The following is a 22,873-nucleotide window of genomic DNA, read 5'->3' on the forward strand; positions in this document are numbered from 1 at the left end:
CAACAAAGATAACAGTAGGGGAGAGAGCGTATATGTCGTCATCGGTCAACGCAGGCAGCCGTCTCGATCGGCTGCCGATCGGCCCATTCCACCGCCGGATCATGCTGCTGATCGGCATCGGAATGTTCTTCGACGGATTTGATATCTACATCGCCGGCACCGTCCTCGGCGTCACCTTGAAGACCGGATTTTCCACGCTGGCGGAAAACGCCGCATTCATCTCGGCGACCTTCGTCGGCATGATGCTCGGATCGTTCGGCACCGGCTTTCTCGGTGACCGCTACGGCCGCCGCTTCACCTACCAGTTCAATTTGCTGCTTTTCGGTATCGCCTCGCTCGCGGCGGCGTTCGCGCCGAACATGACGTTCCTGATCGCCTGCCGCTTCTTCATGGGCGTCGGCCTCGGGGCCGAAAATGTCGTCGGCTATTCGACGATGACCGAATTCGTGCCGGCCCGCACGCGCGGCAAGTGGCTCGGCTTCACCGCGGTCTGCGTGGTGACGGGCCTGCCGGCCGCCCTGCTGGTCGCCTCCGTCGTGGTGCCGATTTTCGGCTGGCGCGCGATGTTCGTGCTCGGCGGCGTCGGCGCGCTGATCGTCTGGTATTTGCGCAAATCGCTGCCGGAATCGCCACGCTGGCTCGAAGCCGTCGGCCGCACCGCGGAGGCGGAAGCCCTGATGCAGGCGATCGAGAAGGAGGCCGCGCAGGGCCAGCCGCTGCCTCAGCCGGCGGCTGCCGCGACGGTGCCTGCCTCGCCCGACCTTGGCACGCTGTTCACGCCGCCGCTGTTGTCGCGCATGATCGTGGGCGCGGTCTGCCTGATCACCATCAACACCCTGCTCTACGGCTTCGTGACCTGGCTGCCGGTGTTCTTCATCAAGCAGGGGCTGTCGATCGCGACGTCCTTCGGCTACTCGCTGCTGATGGCGCTGGGCGCGCCGATCGGCTCGGCCATCGGCGCGTTGACCGCGGACCGCTGGGGCCGCAAGCCGACCATCATCGGCGCGTCGCTGATCTCGGTCGTGCTCGGGATCGTCTATCCGATGATCTCGGACCCCTTCCTGCTGCCCGCCGTGGGCTTTGCGCTCACCGTTCCGATCTACGTGCTGGTGGCCCTCCTGTTCGGCATCTACATCCCCGAACTGTTCCCCACCGAAGTGCGCCTGCGTGCCTCCGGCATTGTCAACACGCTTGGCCGCGGCGCCACCATCGTCACCCCCTTCCTGGTGGTGACGCTGTTCGAGGCCCGCGGCGTCGCCGGCGTGATGGCGCTGATGATCGGGCTGCTCGTGGTGCAGATCATCACGGTGTGGGGACTTGGCATCGAGCCGCGGCATCGCAGCCTCGAGGAGTTGAAGAAGGACGAGACGGCTCCGGCCCTGGTGAAACAGGTGACGTGAGAGAAGGCTGGAATCACTCTAAATCGTGGTGTTCGCGACATCGGGTCGCGGACATCCTGGCCCCTCCTGCGCTAGGCACTCTGGTACCGCGTGACATCCTGCCGGAGCAGCCTCATGATCAATTTTCGCGCCCTCACCGCGTCAGCGGCAATGCTGTGCGTCACCTTACCCGCCATCTCGACCGCATCGGCCGACAATGGCGAAGTCAACGTTTACACCTATCGCGAGACCAAGCTGATCCAGCCGCTGTTCGATGCCTTCACCAAGGACACCGGCATCAAGGTCAATGTCGTCTCGGCGAGTTCGGGATTGGAGCAGCGCATCAAGGCGGAGGGCGCCAACAGCCCGGCCGACGTGCTCTTGACGGTCGATATCGGCCGCATCGATGAAGCCGTGCAGGCCGGCGTGACCCAGCCGATCAAGTCTGATGTGATCGAGAAGATCGTCCCGGCGCAATATCGCGATCCGGACGGGCATTGGGCCGGCATCTCCATGCGCGCACGCGTGATCTATGCCTCCAAGGACCGCGTCAAGCAGGACAAGATCACCTACGAAGAACTCGCCGACCCCAAGTGGAAGGGCAAGATCTGCATCCGCTCCGGCCAGCACATCTACAACAACGCGCTGTTCGCGGCCTACACGGCCAAGTACGGCGAGGCCAAGGCCGAGGAATGGCTGCGCGGCGTCAAGGCCAATCTGGCGCAGAAGCCGTCGGGTGGCGACCGCGAAGCCGCGCGCGACGTCGCCGCTGGCAAATGCGACATCGGCATCGGCAACACCTATTACTGGGCGCTGATGATGAACAACGATCCCGACAAGAAGCCGTGGGCGGAGGCGACCCGCGTCATCCTGCCGACCTTCGAGGGCGGTGGCACCCACGTCAATCTTTCCGGCGTGCTCTTGGCCAAGCATGCGCCCAACAAGGCCAACGCCGTGAAGCTGATCGAATGGCTTGCCGGCGAACAGGCGCAGCAATTGTATGCCGACCAGAACTATGAATATCCGGTTCGTGCCGGCGTCGCCGTCAATCCCACCATCGCCGGCTACGGCAAGCTGAATGCGGACAGCCTGCCGATCTCGAAGATCGCCGCCAACCGCAAGGCGGCGGCAACGCTGGTCGACAAGGTCGGCTTTGACAACTGATCTCTCCGCTTCGCCCCCTCCTTCGCCTGCAAGCGGGAGAGGTGACTCTAAGGGCCGCTCCGCGGCGAGGTTGGCGAACGTGAAGTGCCGATTCTCCCTCTCCCGCTTGCGGGAGAGGGTTGGGGTGAGGGCTCTCTCCACGGCGGGACTCTTAGTGTGGAGAGGGCCCTCACCCGGCGCTGCGCGCCGACCTCTCCCGCAAGCGGGAGAGGTGAAGGTGAACAGCCGGTCAAGCCAATCGTCCCGACCAAGCACGAAGCGGCGCGTCTACGCCGGGCGGATCGCCGCGGCGATCGCGGTGATGACGGCTGCGCTCGTGGCCGCTCCCGTCATCTCGATCGTGTCGCTTGCGATGCAGCCGGCGCCGGACGTGTGGCACGACCTCATCAATTACGTGCTGCCGGCGGCGATGCTCGACACCGCGCTCCTGCTCGCCGGCGTCGGCGCACTGACGCTCCTGCTCGGGGCCGGCACCGCGTGGCTGATATCGCGCCATGATTTCCGCGGCCGCGGCATGCTGCTGTGGCTGATGCCGCTGCCGCTGGCGGTCCCGACCTATCTCGCTGCTTACGTCTATGCGGATCTGTTCGAGCCGCTCGGCCTCGTCCATCGCACGCTCGCGATCTGGCTGCCGCTCCGTGACGCCGTGGGCTGGCTGCCCAATCTCCGCTCGCTGCCCGGCGCGATCGTCGTGATCGGACTGGTGCTCTACCCCTACGTCTATCTGTCGGCGCGGGCGATGTTCCAGTTTCAGACCGCCGAATTCGCCGAAGCCGCGAAAACGCTGGGCGCCGGCAAATGGACCATCTTCTGGCGCGTGTCGCTGCCGATGGCCCGGCCGGCGCTGGCGGTCGGCGTGGCGCTGGTGTCGCTGGAGACGCTGAACGATATCGGCGCCAGCGAATATCTCGGCATCCGCACGCTGACGGTCTCGATCTTCACGACCTGGCTCAACCGCGGCAGCCTCGCCGGGGCTTCGCAGCTCGCCTGTCTGATGCTCGCGATCGTCGCCGGTCTGGTGGTCATGGAGCGCTACGGCCGCCGCAATACCAATGCCGAACTCGCCGCCGAAAGCCCGCGGCTGATGCCGCGAACACCGCTGGTCGGCGCAAGAGCCTGGTCGGTGTTCGCGGCATGCCTGCTGCCGGTGCTGATCGGCTTTGTCGTGCCCCTGCTCTATCTGCTGCACCAAAGTGTCAAGCGCGGGCTGCTCGCCAACTTCGATCCGTCTCTCTGGCGCCACGCGTTCCATTCGGTCACGTTTGCAAGCCTGGCCACGCTGCTGGCGCTGCTGCTCGGGCTCTCCACCATCATCGCCCATCGCTGGCGGCCAAGTCCGTTGCAGCATATCGCGATGAACATCTCGCAGGCCGGCTACGCGCTGCCCGGCCTCGTGATCGCGCTTGGCCTGCTCGCGCCGGTGCTCGCCGTCGACAACGGGCTGAACGCGCTCGCCACATGGACCGGACGATCACTGCCGGGGTTGATCCTGATGGGCTCGGGGTCAGCCGTGGTGATGGCCTACGCGATCCGCTTCCTCGCGGTGCCGACCGGCCTGATCAAGGCCGGCTTCGAACAGATCCCACGCGACTATGACGAGAGCGCCCGCGCCGTCGGCGCCGGCCAGGCAACGATCCTGCGCTGGATCCATCTGCCGCTCCTGAAGCCCGCACTGTTCGGCGCCGCCATCATCGTCTTCGTCGATTGCCTGAAGGAGCTTCCTGCAACGCTCCTGCTGCGGCCTTTGAACGTCGAGACTCTCTCGACCTCGATCTACCAGTTCGCCAGCCGCGGCAGTTTCGAGGAAGGGGCACTCGCAGCGCTGCTCATCATCGCCGCCAGCATCGGTCCCGTGGCGTGGCTGACGAGATTCTCCGACGTGCCGAACGGTCCGGCGTAACAGCCATTCTCGTCATTGCGAGGAGCGAAGCGACGAAGCAATCCATGCCTCCGCTTGCGGCGCTATGGATTGCTTCGCTCCGCTCGCAATGACGATGTAGCTAGTTTGGTTGCGACATAACGACCCGACGGGCAAATCAGCAAAAGTCTGTCCAGCCCTCGCGCGAAAAATATTCCGCTTCCGTCGTCGGGCAAATCAGCACTATGACTCCGCGCGTCTCACCCAAATGAGGGGCGGCTCGCGATCGTCACGAACGTTGCGGTGGGATGCGGTGGACGCGATGCGTGCGACTGACGAGAGCGCGCAGTGCGGACGGCGAAGTCGTGTGGTTCTGGCGCCCCGACGCTGGCGCTAAGTTTTTTGCGCGAACAGGTTCGCGTGAGAGATGACGGTGGCAAGAAAGCCCGGTCACCGGGAAGAGCACGAAGTAAGCCGTAAACCATCGCGCAGGGAAAGCCGGAGTTGCTTCGGTTGACCTGTGGTCCTACCCCCGTGCTTTTTGTTGCACGGGGCCCACGGGTGCAACCGGCACCCGGCTTTCCCTGCGCCCTCTGTTCAATGAGGGTGAGACGAGACGCAAACCTCGGACGCAACGCGCCGCGAGAATGCGAGCTCACATCCCCTCGCCATACTCCACCGTCATGCCCGCGAAGGCGGGCATCCAGTAACCCACAGCTTCTCAACTTAAACTGAGATGCCTCTGGAATGCTGGATCGTCCGGCGGACGATGACAGCAGAGAGTTGTTTGAAACTTAAATCAGAGACAATGACGTGGAGAGGACGGCAGACTCCGATCTATCCCCTCACCCTGAGGAGACCGCGCAGCGGTCGTCTCGAAGGGCGAGGCCACCGACGGGGCCTCATCCTTCGAGACGCGCGTTCCGCGCTCCTCAGGATGAGGGTCTAACAGCGAACGTGCATTGGACGGTGGGCACGGCGCTGCGCGCCCTTGCCCACCCCACAGGACCATCACGTGTTCTTCAGCGCGACCCGAAACTCGGCCTCGGTCTTGGACTTGACCTCGTCCAGCGTGACGCCGTCGGCGAGTTCGATCAGCGCCATGCCGTCCTTGCCGTGCTTGTCGATGGTGAACACGGCAAGGTCGGTGACGACCATGTCGACCACGCGCTCGCCGGTCAGCGGCAGCGAGCATGTCTTGAGCAGCTTCGGTCCGTCCTTGGCGGAATGCTCCATCACCACGACGACGCGCTTGACGCCGGCGACGAGGTCCATGGCGCCGCCCATGCCCTTCACCATCTTGCCGGGGATCATCCAGTTGGCGAGATCGCCGTTCTGCGCCACCTGCATCGCGCCGAGGATCGAGAGGTCGATATGACCGCCACGCACCATGCCGAAGGAATCGGCGCTGGAGAAATAGCTGGTCGATGGCAATTCGCTGACCGTCTGCTTGCCGGCATTGATGAGATCAGCGTCTTCCTCGCCCTCGTAGGGGAACGGCCCCATGCCGAGCATGCCGTTCTCGCTCTGCAGGCTGACGTCGATGCCATCAGGGATGTAGTTGGAAACCAGCGTCGGAATGCCGATGCCGAGGTTGACGTAATAGCCGTCGCGCAGCTCTTTCGCGGCACGCGCCGCCATTTGTTCACGGGTCCAGGCCATGGGACTCTCCTGCTAGATTTAGGCTGCGGGGCGCGGGCGAGTGTTGCGGAACTCGATGCGCTTCTTGCCGGTGCCGACCTCGACGATGCGCTTCACGAAGATGCCGGGCGTATGGATGTGGTCCGGATCGAGCTCGCCGGCCGGAACCAGGTGCTCGACCTCGGCCACCGTGATCTTCGCGGCAGTCGCCATCATCGGGTTAAAGTTGCGCGCGGTCTTGCGATAGATCAGGTTCCCGGCGGTGTCGCCCTTCCAGGCGTGGACGATGGCGAGATCGGCGAACAGGCCGCGCTCCATGATGTATTTCTCGCCGTCGAATTCCTTCACTTCCTTGCCCTCGGCGATCAACGTGCCGACACCGGTCTTGGTGTAGAAGGCCGGGATCCCGGCGCCGCCGGCGCGGATGCGCTCGGCCAGCGTGCCCTGCGGATTGAATTCGAGCTCGAGCTCGCCGGCGAGATATTGCTGGGCGAACAGCTTGTTCTCGCCGACATAGGAAGAAATCATCTTCTTGATCTGCCGCGTCTCCAGGAGACGGCTCAACCCGATACCGTCGACGCCGGCATTATTGGAGACCACCGTCAGGTCCTTGACCCCGGAATCCCTGATTGCATCGGAGAGGGTTTCGGCGATGCCGCAGAGGCCGAAGCCGCCCGACATGATCATCATGCCGTCCTTAAGGATGCCGTCGAGTGCCGATTTGGCGTCGGGATAGACCTTGTTCATGAAAGAGGACCTGATGGAGGAAAGGCGCGGCGGCCGGAATTGATTGGGATTATTAGGCGAAATCTTCGCAACGCGTCAATGACGCCCCGTTTGGCCATTCAACTGCCTACAACCGCGATGACGGCCTTGAAAGCGTCAAGAAAACCCTTCAAGTTGCGTGGGTTGGCAGGGGCGCCTGGTGCGCCGCCCAGTTTTATTCGACGATCCGATCACCTCAACCCGACCTGGATATGTCACTGACGATGGCCCAAGGAATGAAGCGCCTGGGGATGCCGATTGCGGCGTTTTTCGGCCTCGCGCTGCTTGGCCTGATCGGGCAGTCCTGGTTTCTCAACCGGGACGCCCTGCAGCGGGCGGTAGAGGCGCAGATCCGCGCTGTCACCGGGCTCGACCTGGTCGTCAACGGCCATATCGACGTATCGGTGTTCCCGGGCAGCTATGTCTCGTTCCACGATGTCGGGCTGAAGGGCGGCGGCACCATCGACCCCGCGCTGCAGGTCGACGTGCTCACTGCCAATCTCCGCCTGCTGCCGCTGTTGCTGCGGCGGTTCGAGATCGCCGACGTCATGATGCTGCGGCCGCATATCCATGTCGTCAGGGACGCCAAGGGCGACAGCAACTGGACGCCGTTCATCGATACGATCGCGCGCGCGATGAAGCCGGGCGCCGAGAACCAGATGTCGTTCTCGGAGATCCGCATCCAGGACGGCATCCTCAATTACCAGGATGAGACCAACCATGTCGCCGAACAGCTCGGCGACATCGACCTGTCGCTGGCCTGGCCGTCGATCTCGCGTTCCTTTGCCGCAACCGGGCAATTCGACTGGCGCGGCGAGCGCGTCGACGGCTCGATCAGCGCCGGCGACTTCATCGCGCTGTTGTCGGGTGACCGCTCGGGGCTGAAGGCGCGGCTCGCCAGCGCGCCGCTCAAGCTCGCCTTCGACGGCACAGTCGCCAACCGCACCAGCCTGATGATGGAGGGCACCGCCACCATCGACAGCGTGTCCTTGCGCAACGCGCTGCGCTGGATGGGACAGGCTCCGCCTGCCGGCGGCGGGTTCGGCCGCTTCACGTTGAAGGCGCGCACCAATCTTGTCGGCGGCTCGGTGGCGCTCACCAACGTCAATGTCGAGCTCGACGGCAATGTCGCGGAGGGCGTGATGACCTTCGCCAACAATGGCAGGCAGACGCTGCAGGCGACGCTCGCCGCAGGCAACCTCGATTTCACGCCCTATATCTCGACCTTCCGTCTGCTCGCGAGCGGCCAGCGCGACTGGAACCGGCAGTTGTTCGATCTGAATGCGCTCTCCGCCACCGACCTCGATATGCGCCTGTCGGCAGCGCGGGTGACAGTCGGCTCGACCAGGCTCGGGCGCACCGCGCTCGGCGCCAATTTGCGCAACGGTGCGCTGGCGCTCTCGGTCGCGGAAGCGCAGATGTACGGCGGCATCGCCAAGGGCTCGCTCGGGATCGCGCGCTCCGATGCCGTCGCCGATGTGAAGGCGCAGCTCGAGTTCACCGATGTCGACCTGCAGGCCTGCGCCGGCGAATTATTCGGCATCAGCAAGCTCACCGGCCGCGGCAATCTCAACCTCTCGCTGACCGCCTCCGGCTCCAGCCCGTTCGGACTCGCGCAGTCGCTCGATGGCACGGCGACGCTGAGCGGCCATGATGGTGCGATCGCGGGCTTCAATGTCGAGCAGCTCCTGAAGCGGCTGGAGCGACGGCCTCTGTCCGGCGGCGGCAATTTCCGCTCGGGCACGACGCCTTACGACAATCTGACGATCGCCGTGCGGTTCAATGACGGTGTCGCCACCGCCGAGAACATCCGCCTCGAAGGACCTGCCGCCAAGATCACGCTGACCGGCACCGCCTCGGTGCCGTCGCGCGAATACGATCTGAAAGGCGTTGCCAGCCTGAATTCAGCGCCGAGCGGCAGCAACGGTTTTGACCTTCCGTTCGTGGTACAGGGCCCGTGGGACGATCCGCTGGTGTTCCCGGATCCGGAAAGCCTGATCCGCCGCTCGCCGGCGTCGTCGCGGTTGCTCGATGCGGTGAAGGATCGCAAGACCCGCGACACCGTGCGCTCGGTGATCGAGCGATTCACCGGCGGCGCGCGGCAGCAGCCGGCCGATGCCGCGTCATCCGCGCCGAGCACGCCGACCGCGGCCGAGAACGCCAAGCCGAATTGAACCTTCAGACTTTCGTCGTGGTTCAAGGGCGAGCACGCGACCGGCGAAATGCCAAGATTCCGATGCACCATCTGGATCACGCTGCGGCCATGCGCTAGTCTTTTATCCAACCGGTTAAAAAAGCCGGCATCAAGACAGGGAGAAGAATGTGAGTTTCAAGGTGGGATCCAAGGCTATTGCTGCGCTTTCTTTTGCAGTCGCCGCCATCGGGCTGATCCACGCGACCGCGCCGGCAATGGCGCAGGAAAAGAAGATCACGGTCTGGTGGGGCAAGGGATTTTACAAGTCCGAGGACGACGCGCTCCTCGAGGCGATCAAGAAGTTCGAAGCCAAGACCGGCGTCAAGGTCGAGCTGTCGCAATACGCGATCCAGGACATGATCCCGAAGACGGTGGCCGCGCTCGATTCCGGCACCGTGCCCGACGTCGCCTACTCCGATACGTATGACGTGCAGGCCGGCGGCAAATGGGCGTTCGAAGGCAAGCTCGAGGACCTCTCCGACATCCTGCTGCCGATGAAATCGGCCTTCGCCCCGAACACGCTGGAGACCGCCTACCTCTACAACGACCAGACCAAGAAGAAGGGCTATTACGGCTTCCCGCTGAAGCAGCAGAGCATGCATGTGCAGATCTGGGGCGACATGCTGCAGCAGGCCGGCTTCAAGCCGGGCGACATCCCGACCAAATGGGCGGATTACTGGTCGTTCTGGTGCGACAAGGTGCAGCCGGCGATCCGCAAGGCGACCGGCAACCGCATCTACGGCGTCGGCCAGCCGATGGGCGTGGAATCGACCGACTCGTTCCAGTCGTTCTACACCTTCATGGACGCCTATGACGTCAAGCTCGTCGACGACGACGGCAAGCTGCTTGTCGACGATCCAAAGGTGCGCGACGGACTGATCCACGCGCTGAAGGACTACACCGACACCTACATCAAGGGCTGCACGCCGCCCTCCTCGACGACCTGGAAGGACCCTGACAACAACGTCGCCTTCCACAACAAGACCATCGTGATGACCCACAACTTCACGATCTCGATCGCGGCGAAATGGTTCGAGGATTCCAACAACCAGGCGCTGACACCGGAGCAGCGCGCGGCCGGCAAGAAGGCCTATGAGGACACCATCATCACGGCGTCCTTCCCCAACAAGCCGGACGGCACGCCGATCAAATATCGCTCCGACGTCAAGACCGGCGTGATCTTCGCCGCTGCCAAGAACAAGGCCGAAGGCAAGGAGTTCGTCAAATTCCTGCTGCAGGAGGAGAATCTCGGACCCTATGTCGAGGGTGCGCTCGGCCGCTGGTTCCCGGTCACGGTCGCCGGCCAGAAGAGCCCGTTCTGGCAGGCCGACCGGCATCGCAAGGCGGTCTACACCCAGTTCACCGGCGGCACCACGCCGTTCGATTTCACCAAGAACTACAAGTTCACGATCCTGAACAATGAGAACGTCTGGGCCAAGGCCATGAACCGCGTCGTCAGCGAGAAGGTGCCGGTGGACAAGGCGGTTGACGAACTGATCGCCCGCATCAAGCAGGTCGCGGGCTGATGTCAACAAGGCCGGCCACGGTCGCCGCGGCCGGCCTCCCTGTCACGGCGATGTAGGACGCGATGTAAGACATGGCGATCACGCTTTCCGATCACGCGATCCCGCGCGCACCCCTGTCGTCGCGGCTGTCAACGCCTCAAGTCTGGGGCATCGTGCTGCTTGCGCCCTACCTGCTCGTGTTCCTGGCGTTCGTGCTCTATCCCGTCGGTTACGGGCTATGGCTCGCGCGCCATCCGGAAAGCTATGTCGCGCTCTATAATGACCCGATCTTCGCGCGCGCCGCCGTCAACACGCTGATCTTCCTCGTCATCGGCATCAACGTCAAAATGCTGATCGCGCTGTTCCTGTCGGGCTTCTTCGCCCAGCAGCGCGCCTGGATCAGGTGGCTGTCAGTGCTGTTCATCCTGCCCTGGGCGGTGCCGTCGATCCCGACCATCCTGTCGGTGCGCTTCATGCTCAATCCCGAATGGGGCGTGGTGAACCACATCATCTTCAGCCTGACCGGCGATGACGGCCCGAACTGGCTCAACGATCCCACGGTAGCACTGACCATGGCGATCGGCGTGCACATCTGGAAGTCGCTGCCGTTCTGGACGCTGATCCTGATGACCGGGCGGCTCGCCATCTCCAACGACCTGTTCGAGGCCGCCGCCGTCGACGGCGCGAGCTTTTGGCAGAAATTCCGCTACATCACCTGGCCATCGATGCGGACGCTGTACGTCACCTGCACGCTGCTCTCGATGATCTGGACGCTCGGCGACTTCAACAGCGTCTATCTCTTGACCGGCGGCGGACCGGCCGACCTCACCCATGTGCTGTCGACGCTCGGCATCCGCTATCTCCGGCTCGACCAGCTCAATCTTGCAATGGCCTCGATCGTCTGCGCGCTGCCGCTGGTGCTGCCGCTGGTCTATTTCATGATGAAACGGTTGTCGCGATGAAGCTGCCTACCCTGCGCGAGATCGGCACCGAGGCCAAGCTGCTGCTGATCGGCATCCCCGTCCTGATCTGGACGCTGGTGCCGATCTATCACATGTTCCTGTTCGCGATCTCGCCGAAGGAGGACGCGTTCTCCGGCAAGCTCTGGCCGGATCATCCGACGTTGCACAATTTCGAGATCGTGTTCCGCCAGCAGCATTACTTCTTGCGCGACTTCTGGGTCCAATTCGGCAACTCGACCGTGATTGCGATCGCAACCGGCGCACTGACGCTGTTCATCGCCACTGCCGCGGCGTTCTCGATCTCGCGATTGCGCGCGCCCGGCGGCCGCGCGGTGATGAACCTGGCGCTGTTCACCTATTTCATCCCGGCCGCGTTCCTGGCCGTGCCGATGTACCGTACCATGGGCAATTACGGATTGCTCAACAGTCACTGGTCGCTGATCCTGGCGATGGTGACGATTGCCTCGCCTTACGCGATCTGGGTGCTGAAGCAGGCTTCAGACAAACTGCCGGTCGAACTCGACGAAGCCGCGACCATGGACGGCGCGACCACGCTGCAATTGTTCCGCCTGGTCTATGTGCCCTTGATGATGCCCTCGCTGGTCGCGGTCGGCACCTACGCGATCCTGCTCGCCTGGAACGAATATCTCTACGCGTTCCTGCTGCTGTCGAAGGACACCGATATCACGCTCCCGGTCGCGCTCGGCAACTTCCTTGCCGCCGACGACTCGCCGTGGGAGCTGTTGATGACCACCGGCTTCATCTACGCGCTGCCGCCGGCCGCCATCTACTACGCCTTCAAGCGCTACATGGTTGGCGGCCTCACCGCGGGCGCGGTGAAGTCGTGACTGCTCACAGCGGCGCGGCGCTCTCGCCCTGTGAGCTCGACAGTTTCGAGGCGAACGAGGCGGTCACGATCAGCACCGTGATCAATGCGATGAACAGCGTAGAGATCGCGTTGATCTCCGGCTTCACCCCGAGCCGCACCTCCGAATAGATCCGGATCGGCAGCGTCGCCGAGCCGGGACCGGTGGTGAAGCTTGCGATCACGACGTCGTCGAGCGACAGCGTGAAGGCGAGCATCCAGCCCGCGACAATGGCAGGAAGGATCAGGGGCAGCGTCACCATCAGGAATGCCTTCACCGGATTGCAGCCGAGGTCCATCGCGGCTTCCTCCAGGCTGCGGTCGAGCGAAGTAAGACGTGACTGCACCACCACGGTGACGAAGCACATGGTCAGCGTGGTGTGCGCGATGGCCACCGTCCAGAAGCCACGCTCGGCGTTCAGCGCCACGAACAAGAGGAGCAGCGACAGTCCGGAGATCACCTCCGGCATCACCAGCGGCGAATAGAGCATGCCGGAGAACAGCGCACGGCCCACGAAGCGTTCGCCGCGCGCCAGGCCTATGGCCGCGAGCGTGCCGAGCAGCGTCGCCAATGTCGCGGATACGGCGGCGACGCGCAGGCTCATCCAGGCGGCCTCGAGCATGGCGCGGTCGTTGAAGAACTCGACGTACCAGCGCAGCGACCAGCCGCCCCATACGTTCACCAGCCGCGACGCATTGAACGAAAAGATCACGAGGATCACGATCGGCAAATACAGGAACGCAAGCCCGAGCGCCAGTGCGGTCATGTTGAAGCGCGAAAGCCGGTTCACGGTGCGTGCCATCAGCGTCCGCCCTCGACCTGCCGGCGCTGCAGCCGGTCATAGAGCAGGAGCGGCGGCACCAGCAGGAGCAACAGCGCAATCGCAACTGCAGACGCCACCGGCCAGTCCTTGTTGGTGAAGAATTCGAGCCAGAGCGTCTGGCCGATCATCAGCGAATTGGAGCCGGCCAGAAGATCGGGGATCACGAACTCGCCGACGATCGGAATGAAGCACAGCAGGACCCCTGCCCCAACGCCCGGCAGCGACAGCGGAAAGGTCACGAGCCAGAAGGCCTTCCGCGGCGAGGCGCCGAGATCTTCGGCAGCCTCCAGCAGCGCGCGGTCCATCTTCGCGAGCGTGGCGTAGAGCGGCAGGATCATGAACGGCAGATAGGAATAGACGATGCCGATATACATCGCGGTGTCGGTCGAGAGCCAGACGACCGGCTCGGACAACAAATGCAACGCGACCAGGATCCGGTTGAGCAAGCCGTCATGCTGCAAGATGTTGATCCAGGCATAGATGCGGATCAGGAATGAGGTCCAGAACGGCACGATGACCAGGACCATCGCGACACCCTGCCAGCGCTGCGGCAACCGCGCCATGCCATAGGCGATGGGATAGCCGATCACGAGCAGGATCAGCGTCGAGGTCACGGCGACGACAAGGCTACGCAGATAGGACAGGATGTAGAGATTGTCCAAAACCAGCAGCCTGAAATTTTCCAGCGACAGTTGCTCGAACGCGCCCTTGAACGCTCCCCACCCTTCGCTCAGATCGAACACCGGCGTATAAGGCGGCTGTGCGATCGCGGTCTGCGACAGGCTGATCTTCAGCACGAAGCCGAACGGCACCAGGAAAAACACCGCCATCCAGAGATATGGCGCGATGGCGGCATAGCGCGCCGGACGGGCAAAGATACGGCGCGTGCTCATTGCTCGAGCACCACACCGTCGTCGGGCGCGAACCACGCCGCCACGCGCTCGCTCGAGCCGTAGCCGTCCACGTCATGCCGCGCGGTATTGACCATCACCGAGCGCACAATGGCACCATTGTCGAGCCTGATCCTGTAGGCGGTGAGGCCGCCGAGATAGTTGATCTCCGCGACCTCGCCCTCGAACCGATTGATCGCCCGCAACGCGTCGGCGCCCGACGCCAGTCCGCGCCGTGACAATTTGATCTTCTCGGGCCGGATCGCGACGGTGACGATTTCTTTCGTCACCGTCTGGCGCGGTTCGGCCACCGTGATGATCCCTGCTTCGCGCGTCGTGACCTTCAGCCTGCCCTGCTCGCGGGAGATGACCTGCCCCTCGAACAGATTGACGTCGCCGACGAACTCGGCGACCCAGCGCGAGGCCGGCGCCTCATAGAGGTCGCGCGGAGTCGCGACCTGCGCCAGGCGGCCGGCGTCCATCACCCCGATCCGGCTCGCCATCGTCATCGCCTCTTCCTGGTCATGGGTGACGATGATGAAGGTCATGCCAAGGCGGCGCTGCAGTTCCATCAATTCTGCCTGCGTGCTCTCGCGCAGTTTCTTGTCGAGCGCGGCCAAGGGCTCGTCGAGCAGCAGCACCTGCGGCCGACGTGCCAGCGAGCGCGCCAGGGCCACACGCTGCCGCTGTCCACCCGAAAGCTGGTCGGGCTTGCGCTTCTCCATCCCGTCGAGCTTGACGAGCGCCATCATCTCGGCGACGCGCGTGGCGATCTCGGCGCGCGCCATGCCGGCGCGCCTCAGGCCGAATGCGATGTTGTCATGCACCGAGAGGTGCGGAAACAACGCATAGTTCTGGAACATCATGTTGACGGGCCGCTCATGCGGCATCACCTGCGCGATGTCTTGGCCAGAAAGCAGGATGCGTCCCTCGTCCGGGGTCTCGAATCCAGCCAGCATGCGCAACAGCGTGGTTTTGCCGCAGCCGCTCGGGCCAAGCAGGGCGAAGAATTCGCCGGCGCGGATATCGAGCGAGAGCTGATTGACCGCGCTGAAGTTGCCGAACCTTTTCGTCACGCCCTCGATGCGCAGCAGCGGCATAGCGGTTACCCTCTGCGGCACAGTGTTTTCCGTCGTCGACCTGTTTTTAGCCTTCGCCAGTTCCTCAGCCATGATTCCCTTTAGCCCGGTCGTGACCGCAAGCTAGCGGCGGATCGCCACTGGCTCAACCGCCTCACGCGGCGTCATCAGCAATATTGTTGCCATACGCGCCTCTGCTAGACTTCGCCCTCACGTCAGGAGGACGACTGATGCACCGGGACCGCTACGACTTGCCGTTGACGACCGCTTCCGATCGCGCCGCGGCGCTCTATCGTGACGGCATCGACCGTATCCTTGCGGCCTGGCACGGAGCGGATGCGGCCCTCGACGCAGCCATCGCCGAGGATCCCGATTTCGCGCTGGCGCATGTGGCGCGCGCCCGCGTCCATCAGATCAACATGGAAGGCGCGGCGGCCCGGGCCAAGGCAGCAAAAGCCCGCCAACTGGCCGCGACCGCAAGCCGGCGCGAGCAGCGGCATGTCGAGATCGTGGCCGCGGTCGTCGAAAGCCAGACCAAGCAGGCATTGCAAGGTGCCGAACAGCACCTCACGGAATTTTCGCGCGATGCGCTGATCCTGTCGCTGCTGCTCGGCGCCTTCGGCCTCTACGCTTTCTCGGGGCGCCCCGATCATGACACGGCGCGGCTTTCGATCTGCGAGCGCTACGCAAGAGACTATGGCGAGGACTGGTGGTTCCTCACCTATCTCGGCTGGTCGCGAACCGAGGCGGGCGACGTCGTCACCGGCCGTGACACGACCGAGCGCGCTTATCGGATGAAGCCGGCAAATGCCAGCGCAGCCCACGCCCTGTCGCATGCGCTGTTCGAGCAGGGTGATGCCACAGAAGGCCGCGCCTTCCTGTCCGGCTGGCTGCCGGCCCACGACCGGGTGAGCTTCCTGCAGGGACACCTTGCCTGGCACCTGGCATTGATCGCGCTCGAGGATGGCGACACTGACGGCGCGCTCGACATTTATGAGCGGCACATCAGACCGCACGGACGGCCCTATCCGCCGCTGAACATCCTGACGGATACCGCCTCATTGCTATGGCGGCTCTCGCTGACAGGAAAGACCGGGCTTGAATCGCATTGGCAGGAAGTTGCCGCCTACGGTGACAAATTCTTCCCGAAAGCCGGCGCGCATTTTGCCGACGTCCACCAGGCATTGGCTGCCGCGGCGGCCAGCGGCGGCGCTCTGGAGGTAAGGCTTGCAGAAATGGAGGCGCGGCACGCCGAGGGCAAGCTGGCGCCCGGCGCTTCCGCGATCGGTCTCTGCCGCGGCACCCAGGCATTCGCGTCGGGCGACAACGACGGCGCCGTCCGCATACTCGAGCCGTTGATGCCGGAACTGGTACGGATCGGCGGCAGCCACGCCCAGCGCGAGCTTTGGGAGGATACGTTCATCGTGGCCTGTCTTCGCGCAGAACGCGGCGAGAAGGCGACAAGGTTGATCGCCGAACGGCTGCACCGGCGTCCATCCCATCGCGACGAAGCGTGGTCGCGGGAAGCAGGTCGAGACAGGGCCCTCAGCTAGGGCGTGAACTTCGCCAAGACACGGCGGGTCGTCCGGCCGCTCGCACATCAAGATGGAGTCGGAAGTCGATGCTCAGGGGGATTTCCTGCTGACGATTCCGTCGCTTTCGAGGGCCTGAGCGATCTGCTCGAGGATCGCCTCTGTCGAGTCCGCGCCTGATGCCGGACCCGGGTTTGCCAAACTGCTCTGCGCTGGAGCCGGCTGCTGGTCCAGGGACTTGTCCACCTTCGGTATCAGCTCGCCGAGTTCCTGCTCGACGCGGCTCCAATCTCGCTTGTCCACGGCAACCTCCGCACTGACCATTGCAAGGCTACAGCGGGAGGCCTTATGCGAAAAAGTAAAAGACGTCCGATGGTTAAAACCGGCCTAAGCCGCCACGAGGACAGTACGCCCACGATGGCAGGCTGAAGTTTGAAGAAGCCCGCGGACATCTCTCCCGCTTTATGAGTACGCGCCTGGATCATGATCCGATTAGACCGAATCGGATCATGATCTCAGCTCTTTGTTCGAGCATGATCTTTTCGGAAAACCGGTTTCCACTTTTCCGGATCATGCTCTAGCTCCAAAGTCTCGTTCGCCATCAACGCCGCGAGCGCCCAGGGGTCAGGCTCGGGTGAAGAAAATGCGTCTAGCGAGACGATCCGGTCTTGCGGACAAGCTCGACGACATTGCTGGGGTCACCGACAAACGCCGCGTACTGGCCGACCGGCGCCGGCTTGCCGATCAGATAGCCCTGCACCGCGTCGCAGCCCTCCTTTGCCAGGAAGCCGAGTTGCTCCTCGGTTTCCACGCCCTCGGCGACGATCAACATCTGCAGGCCGTGACCGAGATCGATGACGGCGCGGACGATCGCCGCCGATTGCGGATTACGGCCGAGATTGATGACAAAGGCGCGGTCAATCTTGATCTTGTCGAAAGGAAACGCCTGCAGATAGCTCAGCGAGGAGTAGCCGCTGCCAAAATCGTCCATCGAGATGCGCACGCCGAGCGCCTTCAGCCGCCTGAGCAGGGCAAGGCCGCGATCGAAATCCTCGATCAGCACGCCCTCGGTAATTTCGAGCTCGAGCCTGTCCGGCCGCAAGCCGGTTTCGAGCAGGATCGAATGCACGAGGCCGACCAGGTCGCCGTGCATGAACTGCGCCGGCGAGAGGTTGACCGCGATCTGCAGCGGCTGCTTCCAGGAGGCCGCTTCGCGGCAGGCCTCGCGCAGGATCCATTCGCCCATCTCGACGATCAGGCCGCCTTCTTCCGCAAGCGGAATGAAATCGGCGGGCGAGACGAAGCCGCGCGTCGGATGCTGCCAGCGCGCCAGGGCCTCGAAACCGATCACGCCGCTCTCGGCCACCGTTGCGCCTGCCGCAGCCAGCGGCTGGTAGTAGAGCGACAATTCGCCGTTCCTGATCGCGGCGGAGAGGTCCTGATGCAGCACGCGCCGGTCGCGGATCTGCTGGTCCATTTCCGGCTCGTAGATCGAGATCGTACCACGCGACTTCGCCTTCGCCCGGAACAGCGCCGCGCCGGCATTGGCGAGCAGCGAGGCAGCATCCGAGCCATTGTGCGGGAATACCGAGATGCCTGCGGTGACACCGGTGCGAACCGATTTGCCGTCGATCGAGAATTCCTTCGCGAGCGCTTCCGCTACCTGCTCGGCTAGGACGATACCGGCAGCCGGCTGCTTGCCGTCGATGATCAGGCCGAACTCGTCGCCGGAGAGGCGCGCCACCACGCCGCCGCGCGCCGAGGTCTGCAGGCGCTGGGCCACCTCGATCAGCAGTTTGTCGCCGACGGCGTGGCCAAACACGTCGTTGATCTCTTTCAGGCCGTCGAGGTCGACGCAAAGCACGGCGAATTCCTCGTCGGTGCCGCCACAGGCCTCGATCATCTGCGCCAGTGCCTGCAGGAAGGCGGCGCGGTTCGGCAGGTCGGTCAAACCATCGTGATAGGCCATATGGGCCATGCGCGATTCGGTCTGACGCCGATCGGTGACGTCTTCATGCGTCTTGATCAGGTATTGCGGCTCGCCATGCTCGTCGAGCACGGTCATGCGGCGGGTCAGGAACAGCCGCAAGCCATCCTTGGTCGAGATCGGATGTTCCTCGGTGAGCAGGCCGCGTTTCTTGATCGCGGCCTCGTCGCGCGCGATGATCAGCTTGGCCTCGCGCGGATTGAAGATGTCGGTTGCGGTCAGGCCGGTGGCATCCTCGCGCCGTCGGTTGAGGATGGTCTCGGCCGAACGGTTGGCGAGCAGGTATCGGCCGTCACTGACGCGCTCGACGATCAGCGAGACGGGAATATTGTCGACCACGAGTTCGAGGAACTTCTTGGCGTTCTCCAATTCCCGCGACAGCGAGCGGCGGTCGGTGACGTCATCGAACAGCGCGATCAGGAATTCCGGCTCACCGTGCTCGTTGCGCGCGATCACGCGGTTGGAGGCGAGAATGCGCCGCTCCGAGCCACGCTCGACCCAGAACTCGTTGCGGAAGAAGCCTTGCGGCGCCTCAAGCGCCGCCTTGTCGGCGGCGGCGATGCTGGCGGCGGTCTCGGCACGAAATATCTCGTCGGCGCGCTTGCCGACGATGCGATCGCGCGAGAAGCGCGAGAACCGCTCGAAGGCGCGGTTAGCGAAGATGTAGCGGCCATCCTCGATGTTTTTTGCAGCCACGCAGACCGGCACGTTGTCGAGCACCGATTCCAGGAACTGGGTCGTGGATGCGAGCTTGCGCGACAGTTGCCGCTGGTCGGTGCAATCCTCGTGCGTCGCGATCGATCCGCCATTGGGCAGCCCGAAATGCCGGACCACGACCGATTTGCCGTTGGGCAGTTCCGTCACCATCCCTTCGGGCTTGGCGGCCCGGATGTAGAACTCCGCAGGGGTTACATCCATCAAACCGCGCCTGTAGCGCATTTCCAGCAGTTCGGGCCCGGTCATATCGCGCGGTATGTCGGCGCGCGACAGGCCGTAGATCTCGAGATAGCGGTCGTTGCAGAACACGATCCGCTTTTGCGCATCGGTCATCACCACGCCCTGGTTCAGGTGGTTGAGGGCGGAGCTGACGAAGGCATTGCGCCGGAGCTGTACCCGCTGCGCCCTTCGCAGCGCCGACAGCACCGAGAGCGTGATCGCACCCAGGAAGGAGGCGACGACGGTGCCGCCGATCAGAAACTCCCACAGCAGGTCGGGCGCAAGCGAGCCGATATAGCTCGATGGTGCAAAGCCGGCTGACGCCGCGAGAGCCGGTCCAGCCGGCGCAATCGCAGCAACAAGACACACGACGGCCAGCGCCGGAATCAGTGTCCTCCCGCCTGCCTGCCCCTTCTTGCCAGCCATTCCGTCACCTTGCGGATTTCCGCATTACAGTGTCTGGCGTTGGCAGTTTGGATCGGGTAAACGCCGCGTGATGCAACCGGAAAATGTGACTTAATTTGGGGCAATTGCCCTGACATGATTAATGCCACACTAATGCCGGTACGCCACGAAGCCCATTTCGAGGCGATCCGGGGCGTTGCTACGAAGGCGCGGATGGACAACAACCAACAGAACCTTATTCGCGCCGATTCCCGGACTTGAAGGATCCATGGACAGAGTTGATTGCGTCGTCATCGGAGCGGGTGTGATCGGGCTTGCCGTCGCACGCCGCCTCGCACAGGCAGGGCGCGAAGTGATCGTGCTGGAAGCCGCCGAGGGAATCGGCACCGTGACCTCCTCGCGTAACAGCGAGGTGATCCACGCCGGCATCTACTACCGCGCCGGCAGCCTGATGGCGCGGATGTGCGTCAGCGGCAAGCATGCGCTTTACCGCTATTGCGAGGACCACGGCGTCCCCTATCGCAATTGCGGCAAGCTGATCGTCGCGACCACGCCGAAAGAGACCGAGAAGCTGCAATCGATCCGCGCCCATGCCGAGGCCAATGGCGTGCTCGACATGGAGCTGCTTTCCGGCGAGGCCGCTCGCGCGCTGGAGCCCACGCTGAACTGCGACGCGGCGCTGCTGTCGCCGTCCACCGGGATCATCGACAGCCACGCCTACATGCTCTCGCTCAGGGGCGATGCGGAGGCTGCCGGCGCAGCATTCGCGTTCCACACCCCGCTGCTCCGCGCCAAAGCCGCGACCGGCCGGATCGAGATCGAGGCCGGCGGCGAGGCGCCGATGACGCTGGAATGCGACCTGCTCGTCAATGCCGCAGGCCTCGGGGCGCCGGCGGTCGCGCGCGGGATCGAGGGCATGCCACTGGAATTGATCCCATGCGCCTATCTCGCCAAGGGAAACTATTTCAGTTGCAGCGCGCGGGCGCCGTTTTCGCGGCTGATCTACCCGGTCCCCGAGCCCGGCGGGCTCGGCGTGCACCTCACCCTCGACATGGCCGGGCAGGCCCGCTTCGGCCCGGATGTGGAATGGGTGGAGAGCATCGATTACGCCGTCGATCCGGCACGCGCGGACCGCTTCTATCCGGCGATCCGCAAATACTGGCCCGGACTGCCCGATGGCGCGCTGATGCCAAGCTATTCCGGGATCCGGCCGAAGATTGTTCCACCGGCGGTTGCAACGCAGGATTTCCTGATCCAGGGGCCGTGCGATCACGGCGTCACCGGATTGATCAATCTGTTTGGTATCGAATCGCCCGGGCTGACGTCGTCGCTCGCGATCGCCGATTACGTCGGCGAACTCGTGTGAGCAGCCGCAGCAATATCATCTCGCGCGGATGAGCGCTTCGGCGCCCATCCGGCATGAAGAGATGTGCGTTGCGATATGTTACTCGGGGGACTGGCTAGTGGAAGGTCTCGTCGGCGGATTGTTTCAACCGTTGGATCTCGTCCTTGACCATCAATTTGCGGCGCTTGAGTTCGGTGATTTGCAGGTCGTCTGTAGATAGGTGCAGGAGCGCTTCGTGCAGTTCGCTTTCGAGAATTTTGTGCTTGCGTTCCAGTTCGACCAGATGCGCCTGTATCGCCATTACGAAATCTCCTCGGCGGGTTAAACCTCAATTTCGATCAGGACAAACAAGTGTACACCAGTCAGATTATCTGTCGATGGGGATTGCGAATCAGCGCTGCGACTATTTCGGATTTATCTGTAACGGAACGTGCGTATGGAACCGTCTTAACTTGCGCGGCGAGCGTGGAGGGAGGATATTTCGGCACGCGGATACTAAGCGATCCGGCCACAACCTTACCGTGCCTATTTTTTAGTACACAGCCATGACCGAAGAAGAGCGCGAACTCCACGCAGAGCTTGCACGGCTGCAGCAGGAGCACCGCGATCTCGACGCGGCCATCGACGCGCTGCATCAGTCGCCGGCGCCGGATCTCTTGATGGTGCAGCGGCTCAAGAAGCGCAAGCTGCAATTGCGCGATCGCATCGCCTTCATCGAGGATCAGATCACGCCCGACATCATCGCGTGACGCGTTGGCTTTCTCCACTTCGTCATTCCGGGGCGCGCAAAGCGCGAGCCCGGGAATGACGAGACGAGAGAATTTGCCCCTGCTTTGCCGACAGCGCACGTTGGCTCGCTGTCCCCGACATCCACAGGCACCTGGCACGATCGATCACAAGCCGCCTTGAGGCGCTTCCGCCCCTCTTGACTCCACTAGAACAAAATAAGAACATTGTGCGGCCGCCCAGCCAGAACCGGAAGGAATATCGCCATGCCCGTGCCGTCATTATTCTCCGACAACAACCGCTACGAAGTGGCCTGCGACCAGGCGATCGCGATGTGCGACGGCAATCTGCGCAGCACCATCAAGGCGCTGATCATGGCCAACGAATTCCTCGAGACCGAGGTCGCGGAATTGCAGGACGCGCTCGCGACCTGTTTTGCGCAGGCGAAGAACGACGCCGCCTGAGGGGAGCCAACCTGAGGCAAGCCAGGGAGCACGCCTGTGGCCGATATCACCTATTACGTTGCGCTGCCTTTCGTGCAGGACGATCGCGGTGAATTGGTCGCGGGCAATGCCGAGGAGTGCCAGAGCGCCGCGACCGCGCTGCGGCGCGCCGAGATGATGTCGCGGATGCCGGGCAGCATCGGTGCGGTCGCTTTCAGCCGCACCGGCGATCCCATGATCGGCGAGTTCGGCGATGCGCGGCTGTTGCGGAAATTCGGCAACGTGCCGGACGATCTCAGCGGCCTGTGAAGCCGGTCGCTACCAGAGCGTTTTCGAGCGAAGTGGACACCGGTTCGCGTGAAGAACCGGTTCG

At 63.5% G+C, this 22,873-nt stretch carries 20 protein-coding genes; 12 read left to right on the forward strand and 8 right to left on the reverse strand.

The window, feature by feature from the left end; translation table 11 throughout:
* Positions 1-32 precede the first annotated feature (32 nt).
* The 3 genes from ACVJGD_RS22825 to ACVJGD_RS22835 all read left to right on the forward strand — a co-directional run bounded on the left by ACVJGD_RS22825 (position 33) and on the right by ACVJGD_RS22835 (position 4,443).
* The gene (locus tag ACVJGD_RS22825; protein WP_456636426.1) at positions 33-1,400 is read left to right on the forward strand and encodes an MFS transporter; all 1,368 of its coding nucleotides are present in this window, start codon (positions 33-35) and stop codon (positions 1,398-1,400) included.
* Between the two features lie 114 nt (positions 1,401-1,514).
* Positions 1,515-2,543: a Fe(3+) ABC transporter substrate-binding protein gene (locus ACVJGD_RS22830; RefSeq protein ID WP_456636427.1), complete on the forward strand. Its 1,029-nt coding sequence runs from the start codon at positions 1,515-1,517 to the stop codon at positions 2,541-2,543.
* Between the two features lie 301 nt (positions 2,544-2,844).
* The gene (locus ACVJGD_RS22835) at positions 2,845-4,443 is read left to right on the forward strand and encodes an ABC transporter permease (RefSeq protein ID WP_456640339.1); all 1,599 of its coding nucleotides are present in this window, start codon (positions 2,845-2,847) and stop codon (positions 4,441-4,443) included.
* Between the two features lie 969 nt (positions 4,444-5,412).
* Here the strand turns inward: ACVJGD_RS22835 and ACVJGD_RS22840 are convergent.
* Both ACVJGD_RS22840 and ACVJGD_RS22845 read right to left on the reverse strand, forming a co-directional pair.
* On the reverse strand, positions 5,413-6,063 hold the full coding sequence (locus ACVJGD_RS22840) for a CoA transferase subunit B (protein ID WP_456636428.1): 651 nt from the start codon (positions 6,061-6,063) through the stop codon (positions 5,413-5,415).
* 18 nt (positions 6,064-6,081) lie between these two features.
* Positions 6,082-6,789, reverse strand: a complete 708-nt coding sequence (locus ACVJGD_RS22845; protein ID WP_456636429.1) for a CoA transferase subunit A — start codon at positions 6,787-6,789, stop codon at positions 6,082-6,084.
* A gap of 242 nt (positions 6,790-7,031) precedes the next feature.
* Here ACVJGD_RS22845 and ACVJGD_RS22850 point away from each other — a divergent pair, with 242 nt between their 5' ends.
* The 4 genes from ACVJGD_RS22850 (at position 7,032) to ACVJGD_RS22865 (ending at position 12,316) form a co-directional block, all read left to right on the forward strand.
* The gene (locus tag ACVJGD_RS22850; protein ID WP_456636430.1) at positions 7,032-8,981 is read left to right on the forward strand and encodes an AsmA family protein; all 1,950 of its coding nucleotides are present in this window, start codon (positions 7,032-7,034) and stop codon (positions 8,979-8,981) included.
* A 160-nt stretch (positions 8,982-9,141) separates the two neighbouring features.
* Complete coding sequence (locus ACVJGD_RS22855; RefSeq protein ID WP_456640340.1) at positions 9,142-10,527, forward strand: ABC transporter substrate-binding protein; 1,386 nt, start codon at positions 9,142-9,144, stop codon at positions 10,525-10,527.
* A gap of 71 nt (positions 10,528-10,598) precedes the next feature.
* Positions 10,599-11,468: a carbohydrate ABC transporter permease gene (locus tag ACVJGD_RS22860; RefSeq protein ID WP_456636431.1), complete on the forward strand. Its 870-nt coding sequence runs from the start codon at positions 10,599-10,601 to the stop codon at positions 11,466-11,468.
* Complete coding sequence (locus tag ACVJGD_RS22865) at positions 11,465-12,316, forward strand: carbohydrate ABC transporter permease (RefSeq protein ID WP_454621328.1); 852 nt, start codon at positions 11,465-11,467, stop codon at positions 12,314-12,316. Before ACVJGD_RS22860 ends, ACVJGD_RS22865 begins: the two co-directional genes overlap by 4 nt.
* A 4-nt stretch (positions 12,317-12,320) precedes the next feature.
* Here the strand turns inward: ACVJGD_RS22865 and ACVJGD_RS22870 are convergent, their stop codons facing one another.
* Genes ACVJGD_RS22870 through ACVJGD_RS22880 form a run of 3 tightly spaced genes read right to left on the reverse strand, consistent with a single transcriptional unit; the run spans position 12,321 to position 15,147 of the window.
* On the reverse strand, positions 12,321-13,136 hold the full coding sequence (locus ACVJGD_RS22870; protein ID WP_456636432.1) for an ABC transporter permease: 816 nt from the start codon (positions 13,134-13,136) through the stop codon (positions 12,321-12,323).
* Positions 13,136-14,050: an ABC transporter permease gene (locus ACVJGD_RS22875; protein WP_456636433.1), complete on the reverse strand. Its 915-nt coding sequence runs from the start codon at positions 14,048-14,050 to the stop codon at positions 13,136-13,138. The genes ACVJGD_RS22870 and ACVJGD_RS22875 overlap by 1 nt, the downstream gene beginning before the upstream one ends.
* A complete protein-coding gene (locus tag ACVJGD_RS22880; protein WP_456636434.1) occupies positions 14,047-15,147 on the reverse strand; it encodes an ABC transporter ATP-binding protein in 1,101 nt (366 codons plus the stop codon). The genes ACVJGD_RS22875 and ACVJGD_RS22880 overlap by 4 nt, the downstream gene beginning before the upstream one ends.
* A gap of 209 nt (positions 15,148-15,356) precedes the next feature.
* Between ACVJGD_RS22880 and ACVJGD_RS22885 the strand changes: the two genes are divergently transcribed.
* On the forward strand, positions 15,357-16,679 hold the full coding sequence (locus ACVJGD_RS22885; RefSeq protein ID WP_456636435.1) for a tetratricopeptide repeat protein: 1,323 nt from the start codon (positions 15,357-15,359) through the stop codon (positions 16,677-16,679).
* Positions 16,680-16,751: 72 nt separating this feature from the next.
* Here ACVJGD_RS22885 and ACVJGD_RS22890 read toward each other — a convergent pair whose 3' ends face one another.
* Positions 16,752-16,961 carry a hypothetical protein gene (locus ACVJGD_RS22890; RefSeq protein ID WP_456636436.1) on the reverse strand — a complete coding sequence of 70 codons (210 nt, stop codon included), beginning with the start codon at positions 16,959-16,961 and terminating at the stop codon, positions 16,752-16,754.
* Between the two features lie 346 nt (positions 16,962-17,307).
* Positions 17,308-20,007: a sensor domain-containing protein gene (locus ACVJGD_RS22895; RefSeq protein WP_456636437.1), complete on the reverse strand. Its 2,700-nt coding sequence runs from the start codon at positions 20,005-20,007 to the stop codon at positions 17,308-17,310.
* A gap of 247 nt (positions 20,008-20,254) precedes the next feature.
* Between ACVJGD_RS22895 and ACVJGD_RS22900 the strand changes: the two genes are divergently transcribed.
* Complete coding sequence (locus tag ACVJGD_RS22900; RefSeq protein ID WP_456636438.1) at positions 20,255-21,352, forward strand: NAD(P)/FAD-dependent oxidoreductase; 1,098 nt, start codon at positions 20,255-20,257, stop codon at positions 21,350-21,352.
* A 94-nt stretch (positions 21,353-21,446) separates the two neighbouring features.
* Here ACVJGD_RS22900 and ACVJGD_RS22905 read toward each other — a convergent pair whose 3' ends face one another.
* On the reverse strand, positions 21,447-21,632 hold the full coding sequence (locus ACVJGD_RS22905; RefSeq protein WP_456636439.1) for a YdcH family protein: 186 nt from the start codon (positions 21,630-21,632) through the stop codon (positions 21,447-21,449).
* A 244-nt stretch (positions 21,633-21,876) separates the two neighbouring features.
* Between ACVJGD_RS22905 and ACVJGD_RS22910 the strand changes: the two genes are divergently transcribed.
* The 3 genes from ACVJGD_RS22910 to ACVJGD_RS22920 all read left to right on the forward strand — a co-directional run bounded on the left by ACVJGD_RS22910 (position 21,877) and on the right by ACVJGD_RS22920 (position 22,809).
* On the forward strand, positions 21,877-22,080 hold the full coding sequence (locus ACVJGD_RS22910; RefSeq protein ID WP_456636440.1) for a YdcH family protein: 204 nt from the start codon (positions 21,877-21,879) through the stop codon (positions 22,078-22,080).
* Between the two features lie 243 nt (positions 22,081-22,323).
* Positions 22,324-22,521: a hypothetical protein gene (locus ACVJGD_RS22915; RefSeq protein WP_456636441.1), complete on the forward strand. Its 198-nt coding sequence runs from the start codon at positions 22,324-22,326 to the stop codon at positions 22,519-22,521.
* A gap of 36 nt (positions 22,522-22,557) precedes the next feature.
* Positions 22,558-22,809: a hypothetical protein gene (locus ACVJGD_RS22920; protein WP_456636442.1), complete on the forward strand. Its 252-nt coding sequence runs from the start codon at positions 22,558-22,560 to the stop codon at positions 22,807-22,809.
* Positions 22,810-22,873: the final 64 nt, after the last annotated feature.

The sequence above is a fragment of the Bradyrhizobium sp. USDA 10063 genome, from assembly GCF_054063735.1.